The following is a 26,615-nucleotide window of genomic DNA, read 5'->3' as shown; positions in this document are numbered from 1 at the left end:
ATGTACAAAGCACTTAGTGTAGGTGTGCAGCTTCGATAAGGGCCTTGGTATAGGCGTGTTGAGGAGCGGAAAGCACCTCTAAGCAGTTGCCTTGTTCCACCACTTCACCCTCTTTTAGCACCATGATGCGGTGTGCCATGGCGCGCACAACGGCAAGGTCGTGGCTGATAAACAGGTAGCTGAGCTGGCGGCGTGCCTGCAGCTCTCGCAGCAGCAGCACCAGCTGCTTTTGCACGGTGCGGTCAAGGGCGGACGTGGGCTCATCAAGCACCAGCAATTCTGGCTCTAAAATAATCGCCCGCGCCACGGCAATGCGCTGGCGCTGCCCGCCAGAAAACTCGTGGGGGTAGCGAGCCGCGCAGCTCTCCGGTAAGCCCACTTCACGCAGGGTTCGGTGTACCCGCTCGGTTACTTCGGTCTCGCTCAACGACGGGAAGTGAAAGCGCAGCCCCTCGCTGACAATATCAAACACCGGCATGCGGGGTGAAAGGGCGCCGTAAGGGTCCTGAAACACCATTTGTAGGCGATGGCGCTGGCGGCGCAGTGCATCACCGGACAGCTGGCTGAGCGTGGCATCGCCCAGTTGTACTTCTCCCTGGCTACTGACCAAGCGCATAATCGCCGACGCTAACGTCGTTTTACCAGACCCTGATTCACCGACAATGCCCAGCGTTTCCCCTGGGGCAATGGTCAAGTTGGTGGCTTTTAACGCCTCAAATGCCGGTGGCTGACGTTGAAACAGACCTGTTTTAGGGCGTTTAAAACTGACCCGCAGCTGCTGAGCCGTCAGTAACGGTGTGGTATTCGCCGGCTCGGCGGGGCGACCTTCGGGCTCGGCGGCAATCAGCGCTTTGGTGTAATCGCTTTGCGGATTGCTGAACACTTGGGCAACGCTGCCAGTTTCCTGCACCTTGCCTTGGTACATCACGCACACCCGGTCGGCATGGCGGCGGACGAGGTTTAAGTCGTGGCTGATCAGCAGCACCCCCATGCCGTGGTGGTCGCGTAGCTCTTTCAACAGCGCAAGAATTTCCTGCTGTACGGTGACGTCGAGCGCGGTAGTGGGCTCATCGGCAATCAGTAGCGCGGGGTTGTTGGCAATGGCCATGGCAATCATCACTCGCTGGCGCTGTCCGCCCGAGAGTTGGTGTGGCCAAGCATCGAGTAGTTCCTCTGGGCGAGGCAGTTTGACTTGCTCTAACAGCGTTTTTGCTTTGCTACGCGCGGCTTGGCCGCTGAGCCCTTGATGCAGGCGCAACGTTTCGCCAATCTGTTTGCCAATGCGGTGCAGCGGGTTGAGCGATGTCATCGGCTCTTGAAAAATAAACCCTACACGATTTCCGCGAATGCCGTTCCAGTCGCGCTTACTGAGCTTGTTAAGATCAGCCCCTTCCAGCCAGCGCTGGCCGCGTACTTCAGCGTTACTGGGCAGCAGGTCGATGGCGCCTAGGGCAGAGACCGACTTCCCTGAACCGGACTCTCCGACAATGGCTAAGGTTTCGCCAGCGTTGACCGTGAGCGACAGGGCGTCTACAACGACCTTGCCATCGAAGGCTACTGTTAGCTCATTCAGTCGCAGCAGCGGTTGGGCAGTAGGCTTAGACATGGGTCGCATCCCGGGCAGAGGTTTTCTGAACAGAGCTTTCATGAACAGAGTTGTCCTGAGCAGAGCTAGGACGCTGTTTAACATGGCGAGGGTCGAAGGCATCGCGCAGGCCTTCGCCAATAAAGACCAGCAGAGAAAGCATAACGGCCAGCGTCATAAACGCAGTAATGCCCAACCACGGGGCGTGCAGGTTGTTTTTGCCCTGCGCCGCGAGTTCACCAAGGGAGGGCGCTCCAGGCGGTAAGCCAAAGCCCAAGAAATCCAGCGCGGTTAGTGTGCCAATGGCACCGGTGAAAATAAACGGAATGAAGGTCAGCGTGGCGACCATGGCGTTGGGCAGTACGTGACGCCACATGATAAGCCGTGAAGGCAGCCCCATGGCTTTGGCGGCGCGCACGTACTCAAGGTTGCGGGCACGTAGAAACTCAGCCCGGACAATATCCACCAGCCCCAGCCAGGAAAAGAGCAGCATAATGCCCAGCAGCCACCAAAAACCTGGCTGCACAAAGCTGGCCAGAATGATCAACAAAAACAGCACCGGCAGCCCCGACCAAATCTCCGTCACCCGCTGGCCAATCAGATCCACCTTGCCGCCAAAATAACCCTGTATACCGCCAGCAAAAACGCCAATCACTAACGACCCCGCTGTTAGCACTAACGCAAACGCCACGGAAAGCCTGAAACCGTAGATCACTCGGGCCAGCACGTCGCGTCCTTGGTCGTCAGTGCCTAGCCAGTGGCGGCTGTCTGGCGGCGCAGGGGAAGGCTGCGTCATCTGCATATCTAAGGTTTGGTAAGAGAACGGGATGATTGGCCAAAGAGCCCAGCCGTGTTCGCTAATCTGCTGCTGAATAAAGGGGTCCAGGTAGTCGGTGCGCGTGGGCAAAAAACCGCCAAACTCCGTTTCCGAGTAGTCCACTAGCAGCGGAACATACCACTGTCCGTCGTACTGCATCACAATGGGTTTGTCGTTGGCGATGAGTTCGGCAAACAGGCTAACAATAAAGAGCACGCCAAATAGCCAAAGCGATACCTGGGCGCGGCGGTTGGCTTTAAAGGCTGCCATCCGGCGCAGGGTGATCGGGGAGAGGTGTGAGGTAATAAAGCGCATATTAAGACTCCCTCGATGCAAAATCGATACGCGGGTCTACCCACACATAGGTCAAATCTGAAATCAGCTTAAGCAGCAGGCCGATCACGGTGTAAAGAAACAGCGTGCCGAAAATCACCGGATAGTCCCGCTGCATCACCGCTTCAAACCCTAACAGACCCAGCCCGTCTAGGGAGAAAATCACCTCGATCAATAGCGCGCCGGTAAAGAAAATACCGATCATCGCCGAGGGTAGGCCCGCGATAATAATCAGCATCGCATTGCGGAACACGTGACCGTATAAGATGCGCTGCTCATCGGCCCCTTTGGCGCGGGCGGTCAGCACGTATTGCTTATGGATTTCATCCAGGAAGCTGTTCTTGGTCAGCATAGTCAGCGTGGCGAAGCTTCCAATAGCCGCGGCAATTACCGGTAGCGTGATGTGCCAAAAGTAGTCTTTTACCTTTCCCCAGGCGGATAGTTCGGCAAAATCCGGCGAGGTTAGCCCGCGCAACGGGAACCAGTCCAGGTAGGTGCCGCCAGCGAACAGCACAATTAGCAGGATCGCGAACAGAAAACCCGGTATGGCGTAGCCGACAATCACTAGGCCTGATGTCCAGACGTCAAAGCGTGAGCCGTGGCGTAGGGCTTTGCGAACCCCTAAGGGGATCGAAATCAAATAGACCAACAGGGTGGTCCATAACCCGAGTGAAATCGACACCGGCAGTCGCTCGATCATTAGATCAATCACTGGGCGGTCACGAAAAAAGCTGGTGCCGAAATCGAAGGTCAGGTAATCCGCCATCATGCCCAGAAAGCGCTCGTGGGCGGGTTTGTCGAAGCCGAATTGCTGCTCTAACTGCTCGATAAAACGTGGGTCGATTCCTCGCGCCCCTCGGGAATCGTCACTGACCTGTACGTCCGCACCGCCCATATCAAGCCGTGTGCTTGCCATAGCGTTGGCGCCTTCAAAGCGTGCCAACATCTGATCAATCGGCCCGCCGGGAGCAGCCTGCACAATCATGAAGTTAAGCAGCATGATGCCGAACAGCGTCGGAATCATCAGTAGCAGTCGGCGTAGGGTATAACGTGCCACAGCGCACTCCACGAAAATTAGGTAAACAAGCTGTTTTGTGAGCGATTGTCAAAAACGATACTGAGTGGCAACTAAACGCTAGCGGCGACGGTTACGCCGCTGTAAGGCTGCTTCACGTTCTGTGTCGACCCACCAAGCATCTAAATCCATGGCATAGGCAGGGAAAGGCTCGGGGTAACCGAATTTATCCCATACTGCGATGCGCGTCTCGCCAGAGTGATAGTGAGGGATGACATAAAAGCCCCAGCGCAGCACGCGGTCAAGGGCGCGGGTAGCGTTATCCAGTGATTCACGGTCATCAGCCCGAATAATGTGTTCTACCAGGGCATCAACGGCAGGGTGGGCCAGTGCCATGCGATTGCGGCTCTGGGGCGCTTCTGCAGCAGCACTGGTCCAATAGTCACGCTGTTCATTCCCGGGGTTATTGGATTGCGGGAAATGGCTAATGACCATGTCATAATCATAGCCCCGTACTCGGTTAAGGTATTGGTTAATATCCACAATACGCAGCGATGTTTGCACACCCAAACGCGCCATATTACGCAGCATAGGCTGTACGACCCGCTCCAACCCAGAGTCGTAAAGCAGCACCTCCAGCGTCAGCGGGCGGCCCTCGGCATTCACTAGCATGCCATCCTCAACCCGATAGTCTGCTTCGCGAAGAAGGTCTAACGCTAATCTTAGCCGTTCACGCAGCTCGTCAGGGTGATCAATTGGCAGTGGCGCTGTGAACAGTCGGTCAGATTGATGCGACGCCAGTAGCTCTTCACGGTAAGGCTCTAACAGTGCCAGCTCCTCTACCGAGGGTGTGCCCACGGCTTCCATCTCCGAGTTTTGAAAGAAACTTTCAGTGCGCGCATAGGTATTGTAAAAAATATTGGTGTTTAACCAGGGAAAGTCGAAGGTTAGGCTCAAGGCTTCGCGCACCCTTGGGTCTTGGAACTTCTCTTGGCGCAGGTTGAACACAAACGCCTGCATCATGGAGGGGTTCACATCGGGCACGGTGATGCGTTTAATCAGGCCGTCTCGATAAGCGGGGAAGTCGTAGCCGATGGCCCACGTGGCGGCGCGGGCATCAGTACGAAAGTCGGTCAGGCCTGCTTTAAACGCTTCCCAGGCGATATCACGATCCCGGTAGTACTCGTACACCACGCGATCAATATTGTAGCGCCCAACGTTGACCGGGAGATCTTTCCCCCAGTAATTCTCATCGCGCTGGTACACGATGCGCCGACCCGGGTCGACTTCGCTGATTCGGTAGGGGCCAGAGCCAGGGTGGGCCGCTAGAGTCGGCGCGGTAAAGTCACGGGGCTCCCAGTAATGGCGGGGGAGGATCGGCAGCTGAGCAACGATCAGCGGTAACTCCCGTGATTCAGTATCGTTAAATTCGAAACGCACCTGATGATCGTTTAGCGCGATGACCCGTTCGACGCCAGCGTAGTAGCTAGCATAGAAGGGATTACCCTTTTCACGGAGTAAATCAAACGAGAACACCACGTCATAGGCTGTCAGCGGTTCGCCATCTTGAAAGCGAGCTTCTTCACGTAGATCAAACTCAATCCATTGGCGCTCAGGATCCAGGCGTACGCCTTTGGCTAATAGCCCGTAGAGGCTAAACGGCTCGCCAGGATTGCTGGCCATCAGCGTGTCGTAGATTTGCGAAATGCCGGTGGCGGGGGTGCCGCGAATGATAAAGGGGTTTGTCGAGTCGAAGCTACCGCCCACAGCGGTATGGGTAATAGAACCGCCTTTAGGCGCTTGGGGGTTCACGTGAGGAAAGTAGGCAAAGCCTTCCGGCAGCTTCGGGCTATCATATAGCGATAGCCCATGCACCGTTTCAACAAGGGCGGTGTTGCCGCTGTCTGTGGCCTCTTCTGAAGCCATTAGCGAACAGCTCAGCAGCAGAGCGCTGATCAGTAACACGAGTTTCTTGAGCATTACGCTGCGTGCCATCAGTAAACTTCCTGTAGTAGCTCTGCTTGTAGTAACCCTGCTTATAGTAACTCTGCTTAGCCGTTATACCACCCTTATATCATTCTGATAGGCCTCACCCCCTGCTACTGAGCCGATAGTGACAGTCGTTGCCCAGGCTGAAGTGCCTCAGGGCGTTCGATGGCATTCCAGCGGATTAAATCTCGTTGATCAATATTATACTGTGCGGCAATAGCGGAAAGGTTATCGCCACTTTCTACACGATGTACGGTAGGTGTGCTAGCTGATGCAAGCGAAGTGTTGCCTGACTGTGAAAGCTGAGCTAATACTTGCGTATCCACCTCTTCAGGCACTAAAAGCGTTTGTGCGCTGCGTGGATCGAGGCTGCCGTTTAGCAGGCCAGGGTTTAGCTCAGCCAGCGCCGACTGGCTAACATCCAGCAGTTGAGAAGCCTGAGCCAAGCTGACTGGCTGCTCCAGCTGAATTTTGGCGAACGCAGGATCTGGATGAATATCCGGCAGGCTAACGCCATATTTGTTGGGATCGTTAATTATCGTCGCAATTGCCTTGAGCTTTGGCACGTACTGCATGGTTTCTTGGGGCAGCGAAAGATCCCAGTATTGTCCTTCTAAGCCTTGACTCTGCGCTTGGCGCTTAGCGCGATTGACCGTGCCAGCACCCGCATTATAGGCGGCTAATGAAAGCATCAAGTCACCTTCGTACCACTCATCTGCCTGCATTTCTAGATAGTTCAGCGCGGCGTCGGTGGAAGTAATCACATCCAGGCGACCATCATAATTCCCGTTACGCACCAGCCCCAGTGCATCCCCGGTTCGCGGCATAAACTGCCAAAGGCCTGCAGCACCCATATGGCTTCGGGCTTGAGGGTCAAATGAACTTTCCACAAAGGGGATGAGGGCAAGCTCGCCAGGTAGCCCGCGATCGCTCACCTGCTGGGCGATCCAGGCTAGCCATGGTGTGGCGCGCTCGGTAATGGCCGCAATGTTCTGCGGGCTGGAGCGATAGTATTCAATCCACTCATCGACTCTGGCCTGGGCATCGGCGGGCAGGTTTTTTTCTTGCCATTGAAAACTGGATCGTAGTGAACTCCAGGCATCCTGGGGTTCAAGCACGAGGGCGTCCCAGAAATGGTGATGGAGGGCCGTCGGTTGAAAATGCGTGTTGCTATGCGAATTGCCACTCTCCGAGGCGACATCATTAACAGTGGCATACGTGTAGCTTGGATCAGTGGCAGAAGCTTGTGAGCTTGCCGCCGCGGCCAACAAAAGGCCCATAATTAATGTGCTCCCAGCGCTTAGTAATAAGCGCTGGCGAATCGTTCGATAGGTCATAATAGGTTCGTTTCTATTCGATAGCGTTCTTAAAAACGGTTCTTCCACTCTCTTAAAGTGGTGAACGTGGCGAGATCGTCATCATTTGCTCCCTGAGTGCCTGCCGCTTGGCGCACGCTATCGGTGCCCACGCGTAGGTAGGGATTGATTTTCAGCTCGCGTCCTATCGTGCTGGGTAACGTGGGTCGGTCGAGAGACCGTGCTTTCTCACACTCCTGTAAAGCGTAGGTAACGTCTTCATTATCGGGGTCTGCAGCACGCGCAAATTGAAGATTTGCGTGCGTATACTCATGGGCTGCAAAGACCAGGGTATCCTCAGGGAGTTCCCTAAATTTTGTCAGCGATACGAGCATTTGCTCCGGTGTACCCTCAAAAAGGCGCCCGCACCCTGCGCAAAACAGGGTGTCGCCGCAAAACAGCAAGGCAGGTATGCCCGGCGTAAAGTAGCTAATATGGTCTAGGGTATGGCCTGGCGTGGCTATTACTTCAAATAGACGGCCCATGACCCTTACTTCATCACCGTCGCTTACCGTTACATCAATGCCTTCGATGGACGGGTTTGCAGGGCCGATAACACGGGGAGAGTAGCGTTTAATCAATTCGCTTAACCCACCGGTATGATCATGATGATGGTGGGTGATTAAGATGGTGTCTAGTTGGAGGGCATCACGTTCAAGAATCTCAATGACCGGCGCCGCTTCACCAGGATCCACAACGCAAACGCTTTGGCTGGTATCTTGTCTTAATAGCCAAATATAGTTGTCGCTAAGGGCGGGAATCGGTGTCACGCTCATCATGGGCGAGATCCTTTGAAATTCGAAATAAGTAATCGGCGAAATAAAACCGTTAGTTAATAGTGGCCGTTACTGAATAAGTGGGCACTAAAATTCAATTTTTAAGCCGTTTATCTGGGCGCAAATATACGAGCGCCAACGCCGCTAAAAGTCAGTTACTTTGGAGGGAAGCGCTGTTCATGTCAAATTCGTCGATGGCACCGATGCTCGCTCAGCGGATGGCTCAGAGCCAGGCGTACTGGCAAACAGAGGCGGGTCGAGCTTTGTGGGAAACCCAGCGAGCTTGTTTAGGGCCGGTGGTAGAGGGGCGTAAAGGCGGACATAGCTTGGAGATGAGCATGGGGCCTGCGTTAATGACGATGTCAGCCATTCCCCATATGATTCGGTGGGCGCCCACTCGCGCCCTTGCTGCATCTCCAGCCAGCTTGGTGTGCCCGCCAGGTCAGCTGGCACTGCCAGATCGCTGTATCGACACCATGGTAGTACACCACTGGCTAGAGCATGTTCCAGATGCTCACTATACCCTTCAAGAGGCCGCACGGGTGACGGCAGACAACGGTGTTTTGGTGCTGTTTGGCTTTAATCCTATGAGTGTTAGTGGAATGACACAGCGCTGGCGTAAGAAACAGGCTCAGTTTCCATGGAACGGGCAATGGCGTAGCGCTAACCGGCTACGCGACTGGCTGGCGTTTGTCGACTTTGAGGTGGAACGCGTAGACTATTGCTGTTTTCGTGGCCTGATGAACGCTAAGTGTGGCGAACCTTGGGAAGCTTGGGGGAGAAGGCACAATCTTCCTATTGGTGAAGGCTACATGATCCAGGCACAGCGGCGTCAACGTCACGCCCCCATTCAACGCGTTAAATTTGGCTTACGCGCGCCTGCTTCATCATCGACGCTGGGTGCGACACGAACTGGCGTTTCGGCGCGCTACCCATTATCAGATCAATGTCGTCAAAAAAAGGACAGTGAGCGTGAGTAAGCAAGTAGCCGAGGGGCTGCCTCAAGTCACGGTATATACCGATGGGGCGTGTCGAGGCAATCCTGGCCCAGGTGGCTGGGGGGTAGTGTTAGAAAGCGGCCCCCATCAAAAAACCTTGAAAGGCTATGAAGCCGAGACGACCAATAATCGCATGGAGTTAATGGCGGCGATCATGGCACTGCGTACCTTGAACAAACCATGCTGTGTCGCGCTATGGACCGACTCACAATATGTACGCCAGGGGATTACCCAGTGGATCCATAACTGGATCAAGCGAGGCTGGAAAACGGCGGCTAAGCAGCCTGTCAAAAATGCTGAGCTATGGAAGACTCTGCATGAAGAAACTCACCGGCACCAGGTAGAGTGGCACTGGGTAAAAGGGCACAGCGGGCATCCGGGGAATGAGCGTGCAGATCAGTTAGCCAACGAAGCCATCGATGAACATCAGAGGAGAGCGGCATGCGCCAAGTCATCTTAGATACGGAAACCACCGGTATTGATCCCAAAGATGGTCATCGGCTGGTGGAGATTGGTGCCGTCGAGATGATTAATCGTCGGTTCACTGGGCGTACTTACCATCAGTACATCAATCCGGAGCGTCACATCGATGCAGAAGTGGTCGCGGTACATGGCATTGACGATGCTAAAGTGGCCAACGAACCCGTGTTTGCGGAGATTGCCGATGCGTTTTGGGCGTTCATTGATGGGGCCGAATTGGTCATTCACAACGCGCCCTTCGATGTTGGGTTTATCGATCATGAATTAGGCATACTCAATAAGCATCGCCAGGCACCCGCTATTGGTCCGGTGCGCGACCACTGTCGTATTCTGGATACGCTGGTGATGGCCCGTGAGAAGCATCCTGGTCAGCGCAATAATCTAGATGCCCTGTGCAAGCGATACGACATCGATAACGGGCATCGTGTGCTCCACGGCGCTTTGTTAGATGCTGAAATTTTAGCCGAAGTATATTTGGCTATGACCGGCGGCCAAACAGCGCTTGTCCTAGACGCTGACACTTCGTCGAACAAGCAGCAACAGCATCAGGCAAATGAAGGGTTGGCTGTCAAACGCCTGGCGCTCACCCCTGGACAGTTGCGCGTAATACGCCCTAATGCTGATGAGCATGCGGCGCATAAAGCTAAATGCGACGCGCATCAGTTGCGCTGGTTTGAGGAACCCCAAGTCGATGCTTAAGCGTGAAATACCCCACAATGCCCGTGAAGGCCGTGTGATCCGTGTATCCCGCAGCCGTATTGCGCCTGGGCCGCTCGCGGGTGAGTTAACTCCACTCCAACCCCTGCAGCCCTGGAACGAGCAGATGCAGCCGCTATGCTACTGGCAGGACGAACCCGTTGCACTGCTGGTTGAGAGCGTGCCGGGAGAGGACTGGATAGATGGTCGGCAGTGGCTTGGGCAGCTGGCGGCGTCATGGTTCAGCTTACTTTCAACCGCCTTACAGGTGGGGGCTTGGCTTGAAAATCACCGGTTTTGTGGGCGTTGTGGTGAAAAAGCTACCAAGCTTGAGGCGGAGTTCGCTATGCACTGCCATGCCTGCGGGCACCGCAACTACCCGCGTATTTCGCCGTGTATTATCACGTTGGTGACCAGCGGTGAAGCGATGTTACTAGCCCGCAGCCCGCGCTTCCCACCTGGGCGCTACTCCACGCTAGCGGGGTTTATAGAGCCTGGCGAATCTGCTGAAGAGGCGGTTCATCGGGAGATCTTTGAAGAGGTGGGGGTGCATGTGGATAAGCTGCGCTACCACCAGAGTCAAGCGTGGCCATTTCCTCATTCGCTGATGTTTGGTTTTTTCGCAGAGGCAACCACGCGGCGGATACGCATTGACGGCGTAGAAATTAGCGATGCGGCTTGGTTTTCGCCGCGTCAGCTACCCTCGCTGCCGCCGCCTTACTCTATTTCTCGTGAGCTTATCGAAACTCACTTGGCACGTTGGCGTTAATCGCTTGAACTGATTAACGCCGACATAGTCCTTATTCGCTAGGAAATAGCGACGTAAGCTTAGTGGCAAGCATGACGTTACCCGTCGCTTTTAGCTTGCCCGTCATAAACGCCGTCATGCCGTTAACATCGCCGCTCATTATGCCTTTTAGAGTATCGGTGCTCATGTTCAGGCTGACGGAAGGGTCATCGTGCTCACCTTCTTGGATATCCAACGTGCCGTCTTGGATATTGAGGTAATAGCTTCCCGCATCTGTGAAATGGAACTGAAATACTTCTTCCATTCCCTTGGCGGCTTCAGGGTTAAAGCGGGCTTGCAACTTTTCAAGCGTATTTGATGACATAATAAGATTCCTAATGCGTTTATGGGTGTATGACGGGTTGCCGCTCAAGATGGCTGGTGAATCAACGTGCTGATCACGAGATTATTTCAAACAATTGTTTTAATCAAGGGGCCTGGGTACATGGTAACGAGGTCTTGGGCCTAGGTGTGGTCAAAGTAAGTCTTTTCAGCCTTTAAATACAGTATGGGGAGCAGTATATGAGCGAGTGGGTGGTAGAGATAGGAACCTTCCTGGTGCAGGCTGTTATTGTGATGGCCTTGGTGGGGTTCATCTTATTGCTGATTATGCGCAGCAAAGAATCTGACAACAGCAGTCTTAAATTGCACGTTGAGTCGCTAAATGATCAGCGCCGTTCACGGGAGCGCCGCTTGCGTGTTCATTCCACGCAGCATGGGGCGCGTAAGCGGCTCATCAAAGCTTTTCGTAAGGAAGATAAAGCACGTCATAAAGCGGTGAAGGGTGACAAGCCCACTCAACAGCAGTCTTCAACTAAAGTGTGGGTTTTGGATTTCCATGGTGATTTGAAAGCCTCGCAAACTGAGCATTTTGCCCAAGAGATTTCAGCAGTGATCCAGGTTGCTTCGGCTGAGGATGAGGTCATTGTGCGCCTTGAGTCCGCAGGAGGCGTGGTTCACGGCTACGGGTTAGCGGCGGCTCAGCTAGACCGTTTGCGCGACGCAGGTCTCACCACCACCGTTTGTATTGATAAAGTGGCTGCGAGCGGGGGTTATATGATGGCTTGTACCGCTCACCACGTTAAAGCTGCGCCTTTTGCAGTGATTGGCTCCATCGGCGTTGTCGCGCAGGTGCCGAATATTCATCGCTTGCTAAAGCGTCACGATATTGACGTGGAGTTACTGACCGCTGGCAAATATAAGCGCACGTTAACTGTGTTGGGGGAAAATACCCAAGAGGGCCGCGAGAAGTTTATCGAAGATTTAGAGAATACCCATCAGCTATTTAAGGATTACGTTTCTCAGCATCGTCCCGCAATGGATATCGATACACTCGCCACTGGCGAAATTTGGTACGGCAGTGAGGCTCTTGATCAGCAGTTAGTCGATAGCGTGGGGACTAGCGAGGCTTATTTAGTTGAGCGGATGGCGGAAGCCGATGTTTATCAGGTTAGGCTTGAGCCGCCTAAAACCATTAGTCGTAAAATCGGCTTGGCAGTGTCTGCCGGGATAGAGCAAGCAGCCCTCAAGGCGTTAGGCCTCATCGATGCGGCCGGGTGGCAGCGCCGCTAAACGCGTTGATGCCTAAGGCTGCTTTCATAACGGTTTAAATTGCAGTGAATCACGCTGCGTAATGGTGCGCCAAGGTGTCAATAATCGCTTTGGCGCTCTCACTTTTAAGTGAATAATAAATGGTCTGAGACTCTCTACGAGTGTTAACCAGATGATCACGTCGCAAAATGGCTAGGTGTTGTGAGAGCGCCGATTGGCTGAGAGACAGCTGCTGATTAATTTGGGTAACCGAGAGTTCTTTTTCTGCTAGCAAGCAAAGGATCTGTAAACGTTTCTCGTTGGCAAGGGCTTTTAATAAGTTAGTACCTGCCTCGATGGCATGGCCGTTATGCTCTAGGAGGCGTGAGGCGGCGCTTGGGGAACCAGACATGAGTATCTCCTTGCCTACACTGATGACACAGCGTTGTAATGGTTTTATAGGCATTATCGCGTCGGGGGCGCATCGCGAGAATCTGTTTAATCAATGATCAATAATTTAGCGTGTTTTGTCCAAAAACCGGTTTAACGATTTATCAATGGTAGTGTTTCTCTTTTTTGTCGACAATCAGTGCGCATTTATACGGCTTTGGTCGCGTTTTATCCCATAGTATGAGGGTGATTTCCCGATTAACTTTATAGAGTGTCAACAATCAGGCTCGTTTCTTTGACAACATCCAGGTTAATCGACGATGACTCTCTATCAAAACACCTTTCAACAATCGGTGGAGCACCCCGAAACCTTTTGGGCTGAACAAGCCAAACGGCTTCCATGGTATACCTCTCCTTCCACTATTCTTTCCTATGATGAGCAGCAGCATGCCCGTTGGTTTGGTGATGGCGAGCTAAATATTTGCTATGCCGCTATCGATTACCATGTGGAGCAGGGGCGAGGCAGTCAGCCTGCTATTTATTGGGATTCACCTGTCACCCAGTCAAAGCAAACGATTACCTACCAGGAGCTGCGCGACCGCGTAGCCCAATTCGCAGGTGGCCTTGCATCGCTCGGCGTCGCGAAAGGTGACCGGGTCGTTATTTACATGCCTATGGTTCCCGAAGCATTGATCGCCATGTATGCCTGCGCTCGATTAGGTGCTGTGCACTCGGTAGTGTTTGGTGGTTTTGCGCCCCATGAGCTGTCTGTTCGGATTGAGGATGCAGAGCCAAAGGTGGTTATTGCGGCCTCCTGCGGAATCGAAATTGATAAAGTATTGCCTTACAAGCCCATCATCGACCAGGCGATTGCGCAAAGTAGCTTTAAGCCTGACGCATGCGTTGTTTTCCAGCGTGAGGCGCTAAAAGCGGAGCTAGCAGAGGGCGACCATGATTGGCAGACGCTAGTCGCCAATGCTCCTTTGGCAGCGTGCGTGCCTGTGAAAGCAACCGACCCCCTCTATGTGCTCTACACCTCCGGTACCACGGACAAGCCTAAAGGGGTGGTTCGTGATACTGGCGGTTATGCAGTGGCGCTGGCTTACTCCATGGAAGCGATTTATGCGCTGGAGCCGGGGGATGTCATGTTTACCGCGTCGGATGTTGGTTGGGTGGTGGGGCACTCTTACATCGTCTATGCGCCGCTGTTGAGGGGCTGTACAACGGTTATTTATGAAGGGAAGCCGGTAAAAACGCCCGATGCTGGAAGCTTCTGGCGCATCATTGAAGAGTATAAGGTTAAGAGCTTTTTCACGGCGCCAACGGCCTTCCGAGCGATTAAAAAAGAGGATCCTGACGCTAAGCTATTGGAAAATTACGATATAAGTAGCCTTCAACACCTCTATGTGGCAGGTGAGCGTCTGGATCCCCCTACCTTCCATTGGTTGGACGACTTGCTCGATGTGCCGGTCATTGATCACTGGTGGCAAACCGAAACCGGCTGGCCGATTGCCGCAAACTTACCTGGAATAGAGTCCGCGCCTACTAAAGCAGGTTCTGCGACGTACCCTGTGCCAGGGTTTAATGTACAAATCCTAGATCGAGACGGTGAGGCCGCAGCGCCCATGCAGCAGGGAAGTGTGGTGATCAAACAACCGCTCCCGCCGGGCTGCTTAACCGGTATTTGGCGCGATCCGCAGCGGTTCCATAGTGCCTACATGGCAGCGTTCCCTGGTTACTACTTAACCGGTGATGGCGGCTATTTTGATGAAGAGGGCTATTTGTTCATCATGGGCAGAACCGACGATGTTATTAATGTGGCGGGGCATCGGCTCTCGACAGGTGAAATGGAGGAGGTTGTTGGTGGGCATCCGGCCGTTGCAGAGTGCGCGGTGATTGGTATTCATGATGATCTGAAAGGGCAGCTTCCTATTGGCTTGGTGATCACCAAAGATGGCTTTCAGGGTGACGAGGCTCAGCTTGAAGCTGAACTGATTAACTTGGTTCGTGAGCGTATTGGGCCGATTGCGTGCTTCAAGCAAGTATTGGTAGTTAATCGGCTGCCAAAAACGCGCTCTGGTAAAATTTTGCGTAAGTTGTTGCGCAACATTGCCGATGGTAAGTCATTCGGCATTCCGTCAACGATTGATGACCCTACCAGCTTAGAGGACGTGCATGCTGCCATGCGCGAGCGCTCCGTTGGTGCCGCGGATCAGGCTAAACCGCAGGACGCTTAATGCCTCTATAGTGATACTATTACCCGCCAAGCCGCCCAATAAATTGGGCGGCTTTTTTATTACCTTGCAGAAAGCGTATAATGCCCGGCCGCTGCGTTAACGCGCTTTTTTGAGGGTTCCCTAACCCCTCATGTGACTAAAAAAGGCCATCCTGAATGTTTGCATTAACCGATTCGCAATACCGGCGTTGCCTTGTGGTGATGATCGCTTTTCATATAGGCATTATTGCGGCAAGTAACTACTTGGTTCAGCTGCCGTTTACGTTATTTGGTTTTCATACCACCTGGGGCGCCTTCAGCTTCCCATTCATCTTTTTGGCGACTGATTTAACCGTGCGGTTATTTGGTAAAAAGCCAGCGCGCTCCATTATTCTGCGCGTGATGTTTCCCGCGTTAGTTGTTTCTTATGTCGTGTCCGTTGTTTTTCCACGGGGCAGCTTTGCCGGCATAGATGCCTTGGGTGAGTGGAACGTGTTTGTAGCGCGCATCGCGCTGGCGAGTTTCCTTGCCTATGTACTAGGGCAGTTATTAGACGTACAGGTGTTTGATCGTTTGCGCCGATGGGCGTGGTGGGTAGCTCCCGTGTGTTCGACAGTATTAGGCAATTTAGCGGATACCTTTGCATTTTTCTTTGCCGCCTTTTACAACAGTCCGGACCCTTTTATGGCTAACCACTGGGTGGAGATTGCGGTAGTTGATTATGTGATTAAGCTGGGCATTAGCTTGCTCTTTTTCTTACCCCTGTATGGCCTATTGTTAGCTTGGCTTACCCGCCGTTTGGTGGTGTGGACAGGCCAATCTGATGCGTCCCCTCGAACTGCATAATAGCAAGGAGCCTGCATGACCGAACTTGCCGCTGTTGAACTTCATGCCATCGACTTGCCTGCCGAGCAAAGCAGCCATGATTCGCTTCCGTTAGTGGTCATCCATGGCTTGCTGGGCAGTGCTGATAACTGGCGCTCGCACCTTAAAGTGTGGCAGCAGTCCCGCCGTGTGATTGCCGTTGACTTGCGTAACCATGGCCGTTCGCCGCATGCAGAGGGCATGAGTTATCAGGCTATGAGCCAAGATGTGCTGGCGCTCCTAGATAAGCTTTCGATTGAACGTGCCCATATTCTTGGACACTCCATGGGGGGCAAAGTCGCTATTACGCTAGCCCGTGTTGCACCAGAGCGTTGCGCATCACTTGTAGTGGCGGATATCGCACCGGTGGCTTACCAGCATGGTCATGATGATGTGTTTGCTGCGCTTGAACATGTCAAAAAAGGGAAGCCAACTAACCGCCGCGAAGCCGATGCATTGCTTGCCGAACACGTTGACTCACGCCCTACACGGCTGTTCCTTGCCACCAACCTAGTGCGCAATGAGGAAGGAAGTATGAGTTTGCGCGTTGGTTTAGATGAGATTCAGCGAGGTTACGAGGCTATTATCGGCGTACCCGATGGCGAAAAAGCTTTTGATGGTCCGTCGCTGGTGCTGCGTGGTAGCGACTCTCATTATGTAAGCGATGATATGCTGCCAGCGCTGCGCGATGTACTGCCAAAGGCCCGCTTGGTTACCCTTAAACAGGCAGGTCACTGGCTACATGCTGACCAGCCAGAAGCATTTCAACAAGCCGTTGAGGCCTTTATTGCCGCGCAGTCTTAGGTGTTAAGGCCAAATTCTTCCCCAAGCGGGGTGATGGTTAAACGGTGCTGCTCTGGGTTACGTAGAAATCTGTTTAGAATACGGTAAGTGTCGACATCAAATTGTGGGCATGAGCCGACAAGCTTTCTAGCCGCGCTTAACGTACTTCTGCTACCCAGATAGCACCAGTGGTCTACTACATGATAGGTGGTCTTCCGTGTGCTTTGGCCCTTTTCACGAATTACAATTCGAGCAGGCCATGGCCACGTACCAACTTGGAGTTTCTCCATTGCTTCCTGTGCGCGTTGAGAGTGCTCTTTCAGTCCCTCTTTACCGCAGCAAGCACCTTGGCACTTGCCTAATTGGTGGGCAAAACAGCGGCCTTTCCCTTTTTCCAGGCCAAGCACCTGTGGGCACAGCTGGTGAGTTTCACTCAGAGAGCGAAGTGTGTCTTTCGCTTCTTTAGCGCTGCGAAAAAGCCCGTAGAAGCGTCCCGTTTGAGATTGGCCTAGCGCGCTGCCATTCATCAAGGTGGGAGCGGTTTGTTCGGTTGGCCAGTGCCAGGTATGTAATTTCCCTTGCCGCCTCAGTTGTCGGTTCATTATAGGCATTAGTTGTTTAACCAACTGAGCCTCTCGCAGTTGGGCGCCCATGTCGCCTGCTGTCTCTTCCCACTCAATATGCTGTATTTGCTGGGCTAGGCGCATCTCTTTGTCATCTTGATAATCGCGCTGAAAGTGACCCAGTACGCGGCTGCGTAAATTAATGCTTTTACCCACATAAAGAGGTAGCCGGTTATGGCCATAAAAGAGGTAGACGCCGGGCGTTGGGGGTAGCCCGGCAAGCTGTGCGCTATCTAAATGAGCGGGTAAGCTTCGGTGGCGCTGTTCATCGCCTAGGGCAGCCTGCCATCTCTCGTGATCGTGGTGGTGCTGCCACGCTTGCCACAGCTTCCATAGCGCTAACGCGTCGTCTTCTGCTCGGTGGTGGCGTTCTACCGCTATTTCATAGCGCTCCAGAAGCGCTGCGAGATTGTGCTGAGCGGCTTGGGGGGCAAGGCGTCTTGAAAGGCGTAATGTGCAGATTAGTTGGGCGCGAAAATCGAAGCCTGCGCGCTTAAACTCATTGCGCAGAAAGCTGTAATCAAAGCGTGCGTTGTGGGCGACTAAACGTCCATCCCCGAGCCACTGGCGAAACTCTGCTGCTACCTGCTGAAACGCGGGGGCGTCGGTGAGCATATCATCCGTAATTCCTGTCAGTTGGCTGATGTGAGCAGGAATTTTACATCCAGGGTTAATGAAGCTGCACCAGCGTTCCGTGATGCTGCCATTAACGACCTTTAGCGCAGCGACTTCAGTGATACGATCCCGAGTGGCTCGGGTGCCGGTGGTTTCAACATCAATAAAGATTAACGGTGCTTCGCTCATGGCGCTCCAGCGCAAAGTGGGTAAGTTTGCCAAGTTATATCGAATGCGGGTCAATCGCTAAGCGCGGTACGGGCAGTACGGCGTCGATAAGCTCTGCTTGCAGTAAAAAGTGTTCAAACGCCTTATAGCGGCGGGTATCGAGCGCCGCCGGGCTCAGTGTCATCCGTCTAAGCAAATCCTCCCAGGCTTGTGCATTAATGGCATTATCAACCACCGGATGGGTAGTGGCTAAAAGTGACCAAGCAGCATCTGGGTTGTCGATTATCCAATAGCTGGCTTCTTCAAGCGCGATTAAAACGCGCGACCATGTTGGGGCGCGGCGAGTGGCCGAATCGCTATTGGCCACTATGATGAGGCCGTCATGTCGGGGTATTTCTAACTCGTGGTACTGAACGACATGGGTGGTAATGCCCTCTGTGGCAAGTTGTGGGGGTAAGTAGTGAAAAAAGCCATCTGCAACGGCTTCCACTCTTCCTTCTCGTAGGGCGGTCGCGGCCGTAAAGCGCACATTCTCAGGCGGCATCACCGTATCAACTTGCTGGACGGAATGGGGGCGTACTTGTTGCAACACTGCATCACGCCCTTCGCGCGTCGAAAAGCCGTAGTGTAACCCTGCGAGATGCATGAGCAGATCCTCGCCCTGATGCTGTTCGCCGGACACAATAACTGCCGTAAGAGGTGTTTCAAATAGAGTGCCAACGCGGGTAATGGGTGCGCCGTCGTGGACATGCAAATGCAGTAGAGGCTGTCGCGTTAGTGCAAGATCAACATCGCCCGCGGCGAGCAGTTTAATCGCAATCGTTGGGTCTGCGGGGGTTTGCAGCTCAACCGCAAGCCCCTGAGCAGCAAACATACCGCGTTCTTTGGCAATAACGAGAGCTGCATGGTGGGGGCTTAAATACCAGTCCAGCATTAGTGTTAGTTGCTTCAGAGGGGGAGGGTCTAACGGCGGAGGGGGGATCAGTGCCATGGTGGGTGCTTCTTCTTCGGCACTTTCTTCGGAGGAAGATTGCCACAATGCGTCAGGAACTGTTACCTCGCTTTCAAGGTGCAGTATTTCGGTGTTATCAATGTCTTCTTCATTTGCGTAAGCAACGGCGTTTGAGAACAATAACAATACTGTTGATGACAGCAGTGTGAATAAAAGCGCGACTAACCATCGGCGAAGAAAAGGTTGCAACATAGACAATAACTCCAGGCATTGTAAGGGCGGAGTGTAGCCGCGAGGTTAAGGATCTGACCACCCCCATCACGCATCCACTCCGTAATATGTCACAGTAAATTCAACGGTAGCATGCAATAATAGAGCAGCATTGATGTAGAGACGGAGACACATGGACGCAATTTATACGTTCTTCTTAGTAGGCGGTTCGCTCATGGCGCTTAGCATTTTAGCGAGCCGCCTTTCATCAATGGTTGGCGTTCCATTACTGCTTATCTTCCTTGGGCTTGGCATGCTAGCAGGTGAGGAAGGCGTACTGGGCGTTGAATTCGACGATTACTCAATGGCCTTCACGATTGGGCATTTGGCCCTGGCCATGATTTTGTTAGATGGCGGTTTACGCACTCGCCTGAAAACGTTCCGTGTAGGCTTCAGGCCCGCGCTTTCTCTAGCGACCTTTGGTGTGTTTATTACCAGCACCATTGTTGGTTTGATTGCCATGTGGGTGTTTGATCTAACGCTCATTCAAGGGCTTTTGGTGGGGGCGATCGTTGGCTCCACCGATGCGGCCGCCGTTTTCTCAATGCTCAGCGGCCGTGGTGTCAACTTGAACGAGCGGGTAGGGGCGACTCTTGAAATTGAGTCGGGTACCAACGACCCGATGGCGATTTTTTTAACGCTGATGTTGGTTGAACTGTTGGTGGGAGATATTGGCGGCCCCCTAGAGACCCTACTTTTCTTTATTTCCCAGTTTGGTATTGGCCTACTCATTGGTTTGGGAGGTGGGTGGTTAAGCGCGAAACTGTTGCGTTGGCTTGACCTTGCCCCTGGACTTTACGCCATGCTGGCGCTGGCGCTTGGGTTCAGCGTTTTTGGTTTAACTAGCGTGCTGGGGGGGAGTGGCTTCCTTGCTATTTATTTAGCCGGGTTGATGATTGGCAATCAGCCAGGCCGACACCTGAATTTTATTTTGCCTGTTCACGATGGCTTGGCATGGTTAAGTCAAATTGGTCTGTTCTTGGTGCTGGGGCTATTGGTTACGCCAAGCGAGTTGTGGGAAGTGGCTTTGCCCGCAAGCTTAGTGGCCCTGGCGTTAATCTTCATTGCCCGCCCGTTGGCTGTTCTCATTTCTATCAAGCCCTTTTTTAAGTTTCGCTGGCGAGAAACCTGGTTTATTGCTTGGGTAGGGCTGAGAGGAGCAGTGCCTATCGTGCTGGCTATTTTCCCGCTGATTGGTGGTGTCGAAAACGCTTCGCTCTATTTTAATGTGGCATTTGCAGTGGTCTTAATGTCGCTGCTTATTCAAGGGGGGTCACTTACCCTCATGGCGCGCTGGTTGAAAGTAGAAGTGCCTGTGGGTACTACCCCTAACCGGCGCGGGCCACTTGGCATACTGCCTGAAAACGATTTCGAGATGTTTGTGTACGTCGTCGAAAACCAAGATTTAGAAGATGTGCCGATTCGGCTTTTACGCTTTCCGTCCGGTGCGCTGATTTCAGCTCTGTTTCGCGATCATGCCATGCTTCACCCCAAAGGCAGTACACGGCTCAAGCTAGGCGATGTGATTTGTGTCATCGGACGTTCAGAAGACCTAGTAGCGCTGAATCGACTGTTTAATGGCGATGCCAAACTTAAGCAAGAGCGTGCTTTCTTCGGTACTTTTACCCTTGATGGCAGCGCCCAGATGCAGGATGTTGCCCAGGCCTACGGCTTAACGTTAAGCCCAGGGGAGCAGGATATGACATTAGCGGAGTTCGTCTCGCTGCGCGTAGGTGGCCACCCCGTTGTCGGCGATGATGTAGATTGGCACGGTATTCACTGGGTTGTTAGCGAAATGGAAGGCGGGAGTATTACTCGAGTGGGCTTAAGGCTGTACTAATTCACTCTAAAGGCATTGACTTACAAGGAAATGCTGTTATTATACGCACCCATAAGCCGGAGGGATGGCAGAGCGGTTGAATGCACCGGTCTTGAAAACCGGCATAGGTTAATAGCCTATCCAGGGTTCGAATCCCTGTCCCTCCGCCAAGTATTACGACTAAGCCGCTGATTTCAGCGGCTTTTTTGTGTTTGTAATTTAGCCAGCCCATACCCCAGCCCATACTTTGGTTTTGGCTCTCACTGAATAGAAATAAACCTCTCTGGACGCTCTCTCTTCGTAAGTCGTTTTTTGATACTCGCATCCATGGCTCAATTCCCTCAAAAACTTCACTGATACAGCTCGTAAGGGGGAGGTGACAGCCTCTATTCTTTCAGATACTGTCCTCTGAAGAGTTTTGAATGGTAGCCACTGGCTGGTAACGTGATATTGCGATCACGCGGTTTGAGCTTGGTCACCGGATCGGCGGGGTTGTGTTCGACGACCCCCCAAAGCTGGGCATATCGGAAGATGTGCTTGAGTAGAGCCAGCTTGTGGTTGGCCTGCGTTTTTGACTGGACGCTGCGAGCATCCGTATAACGATAAATGTCGTGCACCGTTATATCGCTTGTCTCATACTTAGCAACCTCAGCGCGCAGCTTTTTGAGCTCCTACAGGTTGGAGCGTCGCGTTGCTTCAGCAGGCTTGGCAGGAATGATCTCTGCTTCATAGCGGTCAAATATGCGGCCCGTGCCTGCTTTGGGGAACAGCCGCTTTTGCCATTGCTCATAGGCGGCCGGGGCCTCCTTGGCCGATTCACCCAGGCGAATCCAGCTTTTGCCCACTAGTGCCTTCTGACGGGCGTTGCATTTATAGCGCCATGCACCGCCTTTCCAATACCCTCGGGGAATGCCTGGGTTCTCCTGCATAATTCGTGTAAGGCCTCAAAGTTGGGTCGCTTGGTTTCAGGCCCCTGACTGGGATTCTCGCCGCGCAACACTTGCTCAACGCGCCGACGACCAACGATCAGCGCGCCGCTTGCGTTGATCTTCCAGCACACCCCATGGCATCAAGTGAGGCACATTGCTCCTTGGTTTGCTTGCGGCCAGTCAGGGCTTCTATCTAACCTGGCGTTAATAGCAGGTCCATGATGGCGTCTCCCTTGGTGGACAGCGAGGCCCAAACAGGGCCTACGGGCACAAAAAAACCGCCAAGCGGCGGGGTAAGGTGTATCAAGGTATGCAGATATTCTCAGCCTCTGCTGGGGCACTAAGAGCCTGGTGTGGAGCCGGGCTCTTGAAATTTGATCGTCAGTTGACGAGGGCCAGCTTAGGCTTGGGAGCAGCTGATTTCTTGGGTGAATCAGTAATGCTCATCGTGGGAGCAATGTTGAAAATGAGCTTGTTAATCTCTTCGCGATGAATATTTAGCTCTTTCTCCAGAATAGGTACGAGACCTCCTCTGGGGCGATAGAAGTCAATAACCTTTTGCAATATCTGCGATCTCTCATGGGGCTCGCTATCCGGCTCGGTTTTACGATAGCCGAGCTTCGACATTTCGATACAAAGTGCTCTGTAACGCCATTCGGTAAGCATATGGTTGCGAGACATGGTGTAGGTCATGGCGAAAGCGGATACGTTCCAGTATTTCTTCTCCTTGAGAATGTCGCGCAACTGAATGTAGGCTCTTTTACGAGAAAGAACCCCTTGTCTTGGCATAAGGAATTCACCAGCGAATGCATCCGCTTGTGCTTCCGCTTCTTTTCCCTTGTTTTCGGAATACCTGTGCAAGACAAGGTGTGCTAGTTCGTGCGCAGCATCAAAACGACTCGACTCTGAAGATTTGAACGAATTCAGAAAAACATAGGGGTCTGTAGATTTGTGCCAACAGCAAAAGGCATTGACTTCGGCATTTTCTTCAGCTAACGAAAAAACTTTAACGCCTTTAGATTCAAGTAGGTGAATCATGTTCTTGATAGGAGAAAACCCTAGTCGCCATTCTAGTCGAAGAGCTTGTGCAGCGGCCTCCGGCTCCATATCGGAATAGTCGGGAATATTCGGCTCTGGCAGATTGAAATTTTCAGCAAGCCAATCTCCTAGCTCGAAGGCTATTGCTCCAGATGATTGAGCTGCCTTCTTTTGTGCAGCTGTAACCCTGGAAAATGAGCGGAAGCTGGGATTGAGCGGCTCAACCAAATCTTCTCTATAAAAGAAGCCAACTGGAAACTGTAGAGCATGGGCAAGGGCTTTTAAAGTTTCGTCTGAACAACCGTTGCCTAGTTCAATATTGGTAATAGTTTTGGAGCTCAGGCCAGTTAAGCGAGCTAAAGCAGTTTTGGTGTAACCGCGACGCTCGCGCGCGACAGTGACGCGCGAGGGCGTGAGTTCGCGATCAGTTTTCATATTCCACTCTTAGGACTGATGGGTATATCAATGGGCGGAGTGCCGGATTCGTCTTCCTGATCGTCCAAGGGCTCGTTTCTCAGCGGTACAGGCGGAAGGATAATCCTTTTAGCCCACTTGGTGGGCTTGTTCATGTACATTTCGATAGGTTTTGATATCTCTAGCCGAATTTCGTTTTCGTCTTCATCTAGGAAAGCTAGGACGAACCACAGACCTTTGTATGATTCTAAATCAGGGTTATGTGATTGCCCGCCTACCAAGCTCAGAGACATTTGGCTGGAATTATTTTTAATAGCAGATCTTGTCGTTTTTCCCTTTTTGTTTCCGGTTTTGGGTTGAGTCAGCGTTCCAGTATTGCTATCACCGTTTGCGAACGTGATTGAGATCTTTTGCCCTTCGGTCGTTAGTTTAGTAACGCGGGGCTGGTTGGTGACGTCCTCTGGCATCCATCCTCGTTGCAATAACTTATCTCTAAGTAGGTTTATCGCATCCTGCCAAAAACGAGTTCCTCGTGTTCCAGAGGGGTGAAAGGGGGTGACTGTTGAGTGGACGTCGAGGAGTTCTGTTCCGAGATCCTCAAAGTCAGCGAGTTCAAGATTGAGCTCATCAAGATACCTAGGGGATTCGGTGGCGTAAACCAAGTCAGGTGCCAAGTTTTTTTGCATTGAGAAGTGGTCCTATTAGGGGTAGCGCTTCTCATAATAGCACATCATTTGATGTTGAGAAAAGGGAAGTTGCCGACAAAAGTGCTTGATGCCGAACGTCTGCTGCTTAACCGTTTGCCGTCTTAACCAAAAAAAAGATTGCATCATTTCAGGAGCTGCCCAGTGAGGCAGCTCCATTTCATCCAAGCAGGCGTTTACAAATACCCCATCTCAGCAAACGATCTACAACCATCACTTCCCACCACCACGTGATCAATCACTCGGATGTCCATCAGCCCCAAGGCTTCCTTTAGTCGCTCGGTAATACGTCGGTCTGCCTCACTGGGCTCGGGGTCACCGCTGGGGTGGTTATGGACAAGGATCACGGCGGCGGCATTGAAGGCCAGAGCCGCCTTTAGCACTTCCCGTGGATAGACGCTGGCTGAATCAATGGTGCCGCGAAACAGTTCTTCAAAGCGGATAACACGGTGTTGGCTGTCGAGGAATAGCACACTGAAGACCTCATGCTCGTAGTCTTGAAGCAACAGCTGCAGGTGCTCAAACGCTTGTGAAGGTTGGGATATCTTGCGACCTTTGGCGAGCTTGCGGCGTGCGAAGCGCTTGGCCATGGTAATGATATCGGTTTCGGTAACTGGTGAAGTGGCTAAGTAGGTGCCCGCCACTTCACCGGCTTTCAGTTTGGAATGAGTCATGGCTGTCTCCAAAAAATAAAAAAATGCCAGGGTGGTGGCCCCGGCATCTATGTCGTTAGATAGCGTGTTGAATTTTGAGGTATGGGTTCCGTCACGCAGCCATCACTTGGCTGATGCGCCGCTCCATCTCTTCATGAAATGCTTCAACCCGTTCGGCAATGGTGCGAATCATTATGTCGTCACGGTAAGCGCGCTTAATAAACAGCGGCATGCCAGGCCAGTAGCTCACAAAGTCTATCCACTCCCGTTCACTGGCCCACAGCCCGCCTTGGCACTGGGCAACATGTTCGGTGGGAATCTCCCCGCTCAGCAGCACCTCGATTTGGAACTTGGGGAGCTTGGTTTTAATTTCCAGTAAGCCACTATCACCCACCAAACTGTCGGGTGAGTAGCCCACCTCATGATTGAGGATAATGCCTACTTCCTGTGGCTCCGGTTCGCCAGTGGCATCGCGGTACAGCTCGCGGGCCAAGCCTTCTAGCTCATGGCCACGGCGGGTATGCACGTTGCCTTGAAACGGTTCAGCCAGTTCGCCGGTAATCCGCTCGCCGATTAGTTGGTGCATATACGAAAAGGCCCCAGCGCCAAATCCACCAGGGCCTTTGCCGTTAACGAGCAGCGTTTTAAGCTCCGACATGGTGACGCGCCCTAAGCGCGCCGCCAGCCATTCAGGGGAGCCTTGCACCATGTTGAGTATCTGCATGGATACCTCCTTTACTCAGGTGGTTGATGCCGTTTACTTAACCGCTCGCTTGGTGAGGGATGCCCGCAGCTTATCGAAATCCGCCTGGGGCACCTGCACCGCTGATCCGTATTTGCCACTGAACCATTCCTGGGTCGTAGCGGGGCATTGGCTGATCAGTCGCTGGATATGACCCGCCTGAAACGGCGTTACCAGCCTGACACCACCGGCAGCGCTTCCGTTATCATCTTGGCCTCGCGTCGTAATGTTCAGCAGTGCGGAAAGTACATAGCGCTTGCCGTAGCTGGTTGAAGACCCAAACGCCTGTACCGCGTTTTTGTTACCGCTCATATCCGCAGGCAGCAGCATGCTGGTCTCTTCGCGGTGGCCATCCTTGTGCATCAGTACACCCGTTACCTTAATACCGCGTTCCTGGGTCTGAATACGAAAGCTCACTGCAAAGCCGTGCTTCTGCATAATGGGGCGCACGGTATCGACGATATCTTCCAGCGTGGCGTAAAAGCCGTTGTTGGTTTTACCCCGCTCTTCAATGCTGGGCAGCTCGGTCTGCATCGCGGCCATGGCGGTGCTGTAGGCCATCATGGCTTGCCGATCCATCACGCGTTCCTGCATTTGCAGCAAGCGCTCCATCTTGTCGATATCGACGTCAGGATTAAGGGCTGCTCGCTCGATGACCTGAATGATAGCGGTGCTATCGGCGGTGGGGTGAGCCTCGACCGAGGCTGAAGTATTCGTTAAATGGGCGTCTGCTTGAATGCTAGACGATGGAGTTTTGCGGCTAGAAGAATTTACTACATGAGTACGCTGTGCCATGGGACACCTCCATTGCGATAAAGAACGTTAGCGATGCTGTCTATTCGGGCATCGTGGTGGAGTGGTTCAGGGGCTATTCCGCCAAATGCTGGGATAGCTCATGGGCTTTAATAGGCTCTAGGCGTATCTCTGCCCGATAAAACCTGCCTTGCGCGCAGACCACGGTGTCAGCGCAGTGGGCGTGATTGGCGATTAGCTCCTCGGTGAGGCGCATTAACGCGACTTCAATCGCATGGGAAATAAACGTCATCGTGTTACCTCGCGGCATAAGCCCCACAGC

27 protein-coding genes and 1 tRNA gene are annotated in these 26,615 nt (G+C 52.9%); 10 read left to right on the top strand and 18 right to left on the bottom strand.

Annotated features, from left to right (window positions below):
- Positions 1–13: 13 nt before the first annotated feature.
- From LOS15_RS06500 to gloB, 6 genes are all read right to left on the bottom strand, one after another.
- Positions 14–1,606: an ABC transporter ATP-binding protein gene (locus LOS15_RS06500; RefSeq protein WP_263068971.1), complete on the bottom strand. Its 1,593-nt coding sequence runs from the start codon at positions 1,604–1,606 to the stop codon at positions 14–16.
- The gene (locus tag LOS15_RS06495; protein ID WP_263068970.1) at positions 1,599–2,717 is read right to left on the bottom strand and encodes an ABC transporter permease; all 1,119 of its coding nucleotides are present in this window, start codon (positions 2,715–2,717) and stop codon (positions 1,599–1,601) included. The genes LOS15_RS06500 and LOS15_RS06495 overlap by 8 nt, the downstream gene beginning before the upstream one ends.
- Before the next feature lies 1 nt (position 2,718).
- Positions 2,719–3,792 (bottom strand): microcin C ABC transporter permease YejB, encoded by a 1,074-nt coding sequence (locus LOS15_RS06490; protein WP_263068969.1) that lies wholly within the window; start codon positions 3,790–3,792, stop codon positions 2,719–2,721.
- A gap of 78 nt (positions 3,793–3,870) precedes the next feature.
- Entirely contained in the window at positions 3,871–5,745 is a 1,875-nt protein-coding gene (locus LOS15_RS06485) for an extracellular solute-binding protein (protein ID WP_263068967.1), read from the bottom strand.
- Between the two features lie 104 nt (positions 5,746–5,849).
- The gene (locus LOS15_RS06480) at positions 5,850–7,076 is read right to left on the bottom strand and encodes a transglycosylase SLT domain-containing protein (protein WP_263068965.1); all 1,227 of its coding nucleotides are present in this window, start codon (positions 7,074–7,076) and stop codon (positions 5,850–5,852) included.
- 29 nt (positions 7,077–7,105) lie between these two features.
- The gene (gloB, locus tag LOS15_RS06475) at positions 7,106–7,873 is read right to left on the bottom strand and encodes a hydroxyacylglutathione hydrolase (RefSeq protein ID WP_263068964.1); all 768 of its coding nucleotides are present in this window, start codon (positions 7,871–7,873) and stop codon (positions 7,106–7,108) included.
- A gap of 176 nt (positions 7,874–8,049) precedes the next feature.
- Between gloB and LOS15_RS06470 the strand changes: the two genes are divergently transcribed.
- The 4 genes from LOS15_RS06470 to nudC are packed head-to-tail and all read left to right on the top strand — an operon-like array spanning position 8,050 to position 10,813.
- Positions 8,050–8,850 (top strand): class I SAM-dependent methyltransferase, encoded by an 801-nt coding sequence (locus LOS15_RS06470; RefSeq protein WP_263068963.1) that lies wholly within the window; start codon positions 8,050–8,052, stop codon positions 8,848–8,850.
- Positions 8,843–9,328, top strand: coding sequence for a ribonuclease HI (gene rnhA / locus LOS15_RS06465; RefSeq protein WP_263068962.1), 486 nt, complete (start codon positions 8,843–8,845; stop codon positions 9,326–9,328). Before LOS15_RS06470 ends, rnhA begins: the two co-directional genes overlap by 8 nt.
- On the top strand, positions 9,310–10,047 hold the full coding sequence (dnaQ, locus tag LOS15_RS06460; RefSeq protein WP_263068960.1) for a DNA polymerase III subunit epsilon: 738 nt from the start codon (positions 9,310–9,312) through the stop codon (positions 10,045–10,047). Before rnhA ends, dnaQ begins: the two co-directional genes overlap by 19 nt.
- The gene (gene nudC, locus LOS15_RS06455) at positions 10,040–10,813 is read left to right on the top strand and encodes an NAD(+) diphosphatase (protein WP_263068958.1); all 774 of its coding nucleotides are present in this window, start codon (positions 10,040–10,042) and stop codon (positions 10,811–10,813) included. Before dnaQ ends, nudC begins: the two co-directional genes overlap by 8 nt.
- Positions 10,814–10,844: 31 nt before the next feature.
- Here the strand turns inward: nudC and LOS15_RS06450 are convergent, their stop codons facing one another.
- A complete protein-coding gene (locus LOS15_RS06450) occupies positions 10,845–11,156 on the bottom strand; it encodes an SCP2 sterol-binding domain-containing protein (protein ID WP_263068957.1) in 312 nt (103 codons plus the stop codon).
- Positions 11,157–11,353: 197 nt separating this feature from the next.
- Here LOS15_RS06450 and sohB point away from each other — a divergent pair, with 197 nt between their 5' ends.
- On the top strand, positions 11,354–12,403 hold the full coding sequence (sohB, locus tag LOS15_RS06445; protein WP_263068956.1) for a protease SohB: 1,050 nt from the start codon (positions 11,354–11,356) through the stop codon (positions 12,401–12,403).
- 49 nt (positions 12,404–12,452) lie between these two features.
- Here sohB and LOS15_RS06440 read toward each other — a convergent pair whose 3' ends face one another.
- The gene (locus LOS15_RS06440) at positions 12,453–12,773 is read right to left on the bottom strand and encodes an ArsR/SmtB family transcription factor (protein ID WP_263068954.1); all 321 of its coding nucleotides are present in this window, start codon (positions 12,771–12,773) and stop codon (positions 12,453–12,455) included.
- A 298-nt stretch (positions 12,774–13,071) separates the two neighbouring features.
- On the opposite strand from LOS15_RS06440, the gene LOS15_RS06435 reads away from it, so the two are divergent.
- The 3 genes from LOS15_RS06435 (at position 13,072) to LOS15_RS06425 (ending at position 16,634) form a co-directional block, all read left to right on the top strand.
- Positions 13,072–14,988 (top strand): propionyl-CoA synthetase, encoded by a 1,917-nt coding sequence (locus tag LOS15_RS06435; protein WP_263068953.1) that lies wholly within the window; start codon positions 13,072–13,074, stop codon positions 14,986–14,988.
- A 155-nt stretch (positions 14,989–15,143) separates the two neighbouring features.
- Positions 15,144–15,812 carry a 7-cyano-7-deazaguanine/7-aminomethyl-7-deazaguanine transporter gene (locus tag LOS15_RS06430; protein WP_263068950.1) on the top strand — a complete coding sequence of 223 codons (669 nt, stop codon included), beginning with the start codon at positions 15,144–15,146 and terminating at the stop codon, positions 15,810–15,812.
- A gap of 15 nt (positions 15,813–15,827) precedes the next feature.
- Complete coding sequence (locus LOS15_RS06425; RefSeq protein WP_263068949.1) at positions 15,828–16,634, top strand: alpha/beta fold hydrolase; 807 nt, start codon at positions 15,828–15,830, stop codon at positions 16,632–16,634.
- On the opposite strand, the gene LOS15_RS06420 is transcribed toward LOS15_RS06425, so the two are convergent.
- Both LOS15_RS06420 and LOS15_RS06415 read right to left on the bottom strand, forming a co-directional pair.
- Entirely contained in the window at positions 16,631–18,040 is a 1,410-nt protein-coding gene (locus LOS15_RS06420) for a 3'-5' exonuclease family protein (RefSeq protein ID WP_263068948.1), read from the bottom strand. The genes LOS15_RS06425 and LOS15_RS06420 overlap by 4 nt on opposite strands.
- A gap of 34 nt (positions 18,041–18,074) precedes the next feature.
- A complete protein-coding gene (locus tag LOS15_RS06415) occupies positions 18,075–19,223 on the bottom strand; it encodes an ABC transporter substrate-binding protein (protein WP_263068947.1) in 1,149 nt (382 codons plus the stop codon).
- Between the two features lie 151 nt (positions 19,224–19,374).
- Here LOS15_RS06415 and LOS15_RS06410 point away from each other — a divergent pair, with 151 nt between their 5' ends.
- Positions 19,375–21,081, top strand: a complete 1,707-nt coding sequence (locus LOS15_RS06410) for a potassium/proton antiporter (protein WP_263068946.1) — start codon at positions 19,375–19,377, stop codon at positions 21,079–21,081.
- A gap of 58 nt (positions 21,082–21,139) precedes the next feature.
- A tRNA-Ser gene (locus LOS15_RS06405) sits at positions 21,140–21,230 on the top strand.
- Between the two features lie 501 nt (positions 21,231–21,731).
- Here the strand turns inward: LOS15_RS06405 and LOS15_RS06400 are convergent.
- The 8 genes from LOS15_RS06400 to LOS15_RS06370 all read right to left on the bottom strand — a co-directional run bounded on the left by LOS15_RS06400 (position 21,732) and on the right by LOS15_RS06370 (position 26,585).
- Positions 21,732–21,989, bottom strand: a complete 258-nt coding sequence (locus LOS15_RS06400) for a hypothetical protein (protein WP_263068944.1) — start codon at positions 21,987–21,989, stop codon at positions 21,732–21,734.
- A gap of 97 nt (positions 21,990–22,086) precedes the next feature.
- A complete protein-coding gene (locus LOS15_RS16990) occupies positions 22,087–22,173 on the bottom strand; it encodes a hypothetical protein (protein WP_411537739.1) in 87 nt (28 codons plus the stop codon).
- A 197-nt stretch (positions 22,174–22,370) separates the two neighbouring features.
- Positions 22,371–23,462: a helix-turn-helix domain-containing protein gene (locus tag LOS15_RS06395; RefSeq protein WP_263068943.1), complete on the bottom strand. Its 1,092-nt coding sequence runs from the start codon at positions 23,460–23,462 to the stop codon at positions 22,371–22,373.
- A complete protein-coding gene (locus tag LOS15_RS06390) occupies positions 23,459–24,127 on the bottom strand; it encodes a hypothetical protein (RefSeq protein ID WP_263068942.1) in 669 nt (222 codons plus the stop codon). The genes LOS15_RS06395 and LOS15_RS06390 overlap by 4 nt, the downstream gene beginning before the upstream one ends.
- Before the next feature lie 194 nt (positions 24,128–24,321).
- A complete protein-coding gene (gene radC / locus LOS15_RS06385; protein WP_263068940.1) occupies positions 24,322–24,819 on the bottom strand; it encodes a RadC family protein in 498 nt (165 codons plus the stop codon).
- A gap of 91 nt (positions 24,820–24,910) precedes the next feature.
- Positions 24,911–25,522, bottom strand: a complete 612-nt coding sequence (locus LOS15_RS06380; protein WP_263068939.1) for a lambda exonuclease family protein — start codon at positions 25,520–25,522, stop codon at positions 24,911–24,913.
- Between the two features lie 33 nt (positions 25,523–25,555).
- On the bottom strand, positions 25,556–26,335 hold the full coding sequence (locus LOS15_RS06375) for an ERF family protein (RefSeq protein ID WP_263068938.1): 780 nt from the start codon (positions 26,333–26,335) through the stop codon (positions 25,556–25,558).
- Positions 26,336–26,408: 73 nt separating this feature from the next.
- The gene (locus LOS15_RS06370) at positions 26,409–26,585 is read right to left on the bottom strand and encodes a hypothetical protein (protein ID WP_263068937.1); all 177 of its coding nucleotides are present in this window, start codon (positions 26,583–26,585) and stop codon (positions 26,409–26,411) included.
- Positions 26,586–26,615: the final 30 nt, after the last annotated feature.

It is taken from the genome of Halomonas sp. 7T, from assembly GCF_025643255.1.
GTDB lineage: Bacteria > Pseudomonadota > Gammaproteobacteria > Pseudomonadales > Halomonadaceae > Vreelandella.
Note: the sequence above shows the minus strand (reverse complement) of the source record. Positions and strands in the feature narration are given on the sequence as shown.

Bases quoted from the DNA above. Each gene is read 5' to 3' on its own strand.
- radC (WP_263068940.1), bottom strand. From the start codon at position 24,819: ATGACTCATTCCAAACTGAAAGCCGGTGAAGTGGCGGGCACCTACTTA.
- LOS15_RS06370 (WP_263068937.1), bottom strand. From the start codon at position 26,585: ATGACGTTTATTTCCCATGCGATTGAAGTCGCGTTAATGCGCCTCACC.
- LOS15_RS06380 (WP_263068939.1), bottom strand. From the start codon at position 25,522: ATGCAGATACTCAACATGGTGCAAGGCTCCCCTGAATGGCTGGCGGCG.
- LOS15_RS06375 (WP_263068938.1), bottom strand. From the start codon at position 26,335: ATGGCACAGCGTACTCATGTAGTAAATTCTTCTAGCCGCAAAACTCCA.
- LOS15_RS06500 (WP_263068971.1), bottom strand. From the start codon at position 1,606: ATGTCTAAGCCTACTGCCCAACCGCTGCTGCGACTGAATGAGCTAACA.
- LOS15_RS06485 (WP_263068967.1), bottom strand. From the start codon at position 5,745: ATGGCACGCAGCGTAATGCTCAAGAAACTCGTGTTACTGATCAGCGCT.
- LOS15_RS06410 (WP_263068946.1), top strand. From the start codon at position 19,375: ATGGACGCAATTTATACGTTCTTCTTAGTAGGCGGTTCGCTCATGGCG.
- LOS15_RS06400 (WP_263068944.1), bottom strand. From the start codon at position 21,989: ATGCAGGAGAACCCAGGCATTCCCCGAGGGTATTGGAAAGGCGGTGCA.
- gloB (WP_263068964.1), bottom strand. From the start codon at position 7,873: ATGATGAGCGTGACACCGATTCCCGCCCTTAGCGACAACTATATTTGG.
- LOS15_RS06495 (WP_263068970.1), bottom strand. From the start codon at position 2,717: ATGCGCTTTATTACCTCACACCTCTCCCCGATCACCCTGCGCCGGATG.
- LOS15_RS06425 (WP_263068949.1), top strand. From the start codon at position 15,828: ATGACCGAACTTGCCGCTGTTGAACTTCATGCCATCGACTTGCCTGCC.
- LOS15_RS06390 (WP_263068942.1), bottom strand. From the start codon at position 24,127: ATGCAAAAAAACTTGGCACCTGACTTGGTTTACGCCACCGAATCCCCT.
- nudC (WP_263068958.1), top strand. From the start codon at position 10,040: ATGCTTAAGCGTGAAATACCCCACAATGCCCGTGAAGGCCGTGTGATC.
- sohB (WP_263068956.1), top strand. From the start codon at position 11,354: ATGAGCGAGTGGGTGGTAGAGATAGGAACCTTCCTGGTGCAGGCTGTT.
- LOS15_RS06430 (WP_263068950.1), top strand. From the start codon at position 15,144: ATGTTTGCATTAACCGATTCGCAATACCGGCGTTGCCTTGTGGTGATG.
- LOS15_RS06395 (WP_263068943.1), bottom strand. From the start codon at position 23,462: ATGAAAACTGATCGCGAACTCACGCCCTCGCGCGTCACTGTCGCGCGC.
- dnaQ (WP_263068960.1), top strand. From the start codon at position 9,310: ATGCGCCAAGTCATCTTAGATACGGAAACCACCGGTATTGATCCCAAA.
- LOS15_RS06480 (WP_263068965.1), bottom strand. From the start codon at position 7,076: ATGACCTATCGAACGATTCGCCAGCGCTTATTACTAAGCGCTGGGAGC.
- LOS15_RS06420 (WP_263068948.1), bottom strand. From the start codon at position 18,040: ATGAGCGAAGCACCGTTAATCTTTATTGATGTTGAAACCACCGGCACC.
- LOS15_RS06415 (WP_263068947.1), bottom strand. From the start codon at position 19,223: ATGTTGCAACCTTTTCTTCGCCGATGGTTAGTCGCGCTTTTATTCACA.
- LOS15_RS06435 (WP_263068953.1), top strand. From the start codon at position 13,072: ATGACTCTCTATCAAAACACCTTTCAACAATCGGTGGAGCACCCCGAA.
- LOS15_RS06450 (WP_263068957.1), bottom strand. From the start codon at position 11,156: ATGTCATCAAATACGCTTGAAAAGTTGCAAGCCCGCTTTAACCCTGAA.
- LOS15_RS06440 (WP_263068954.1), bottom strand. From the start codon at position 12,773: ATGTCTGGTTCCCCAAGCGCCGCCTCACGCCTCCTAGAGCATAACGGC.
- LOS15_RS06470 (WP_263068963.1), top strand. From the start codon at position 8,050: ATGTCAAATTCGTCGATGGCACCGATGCTCGCTCAGCGGATGGCTCAG.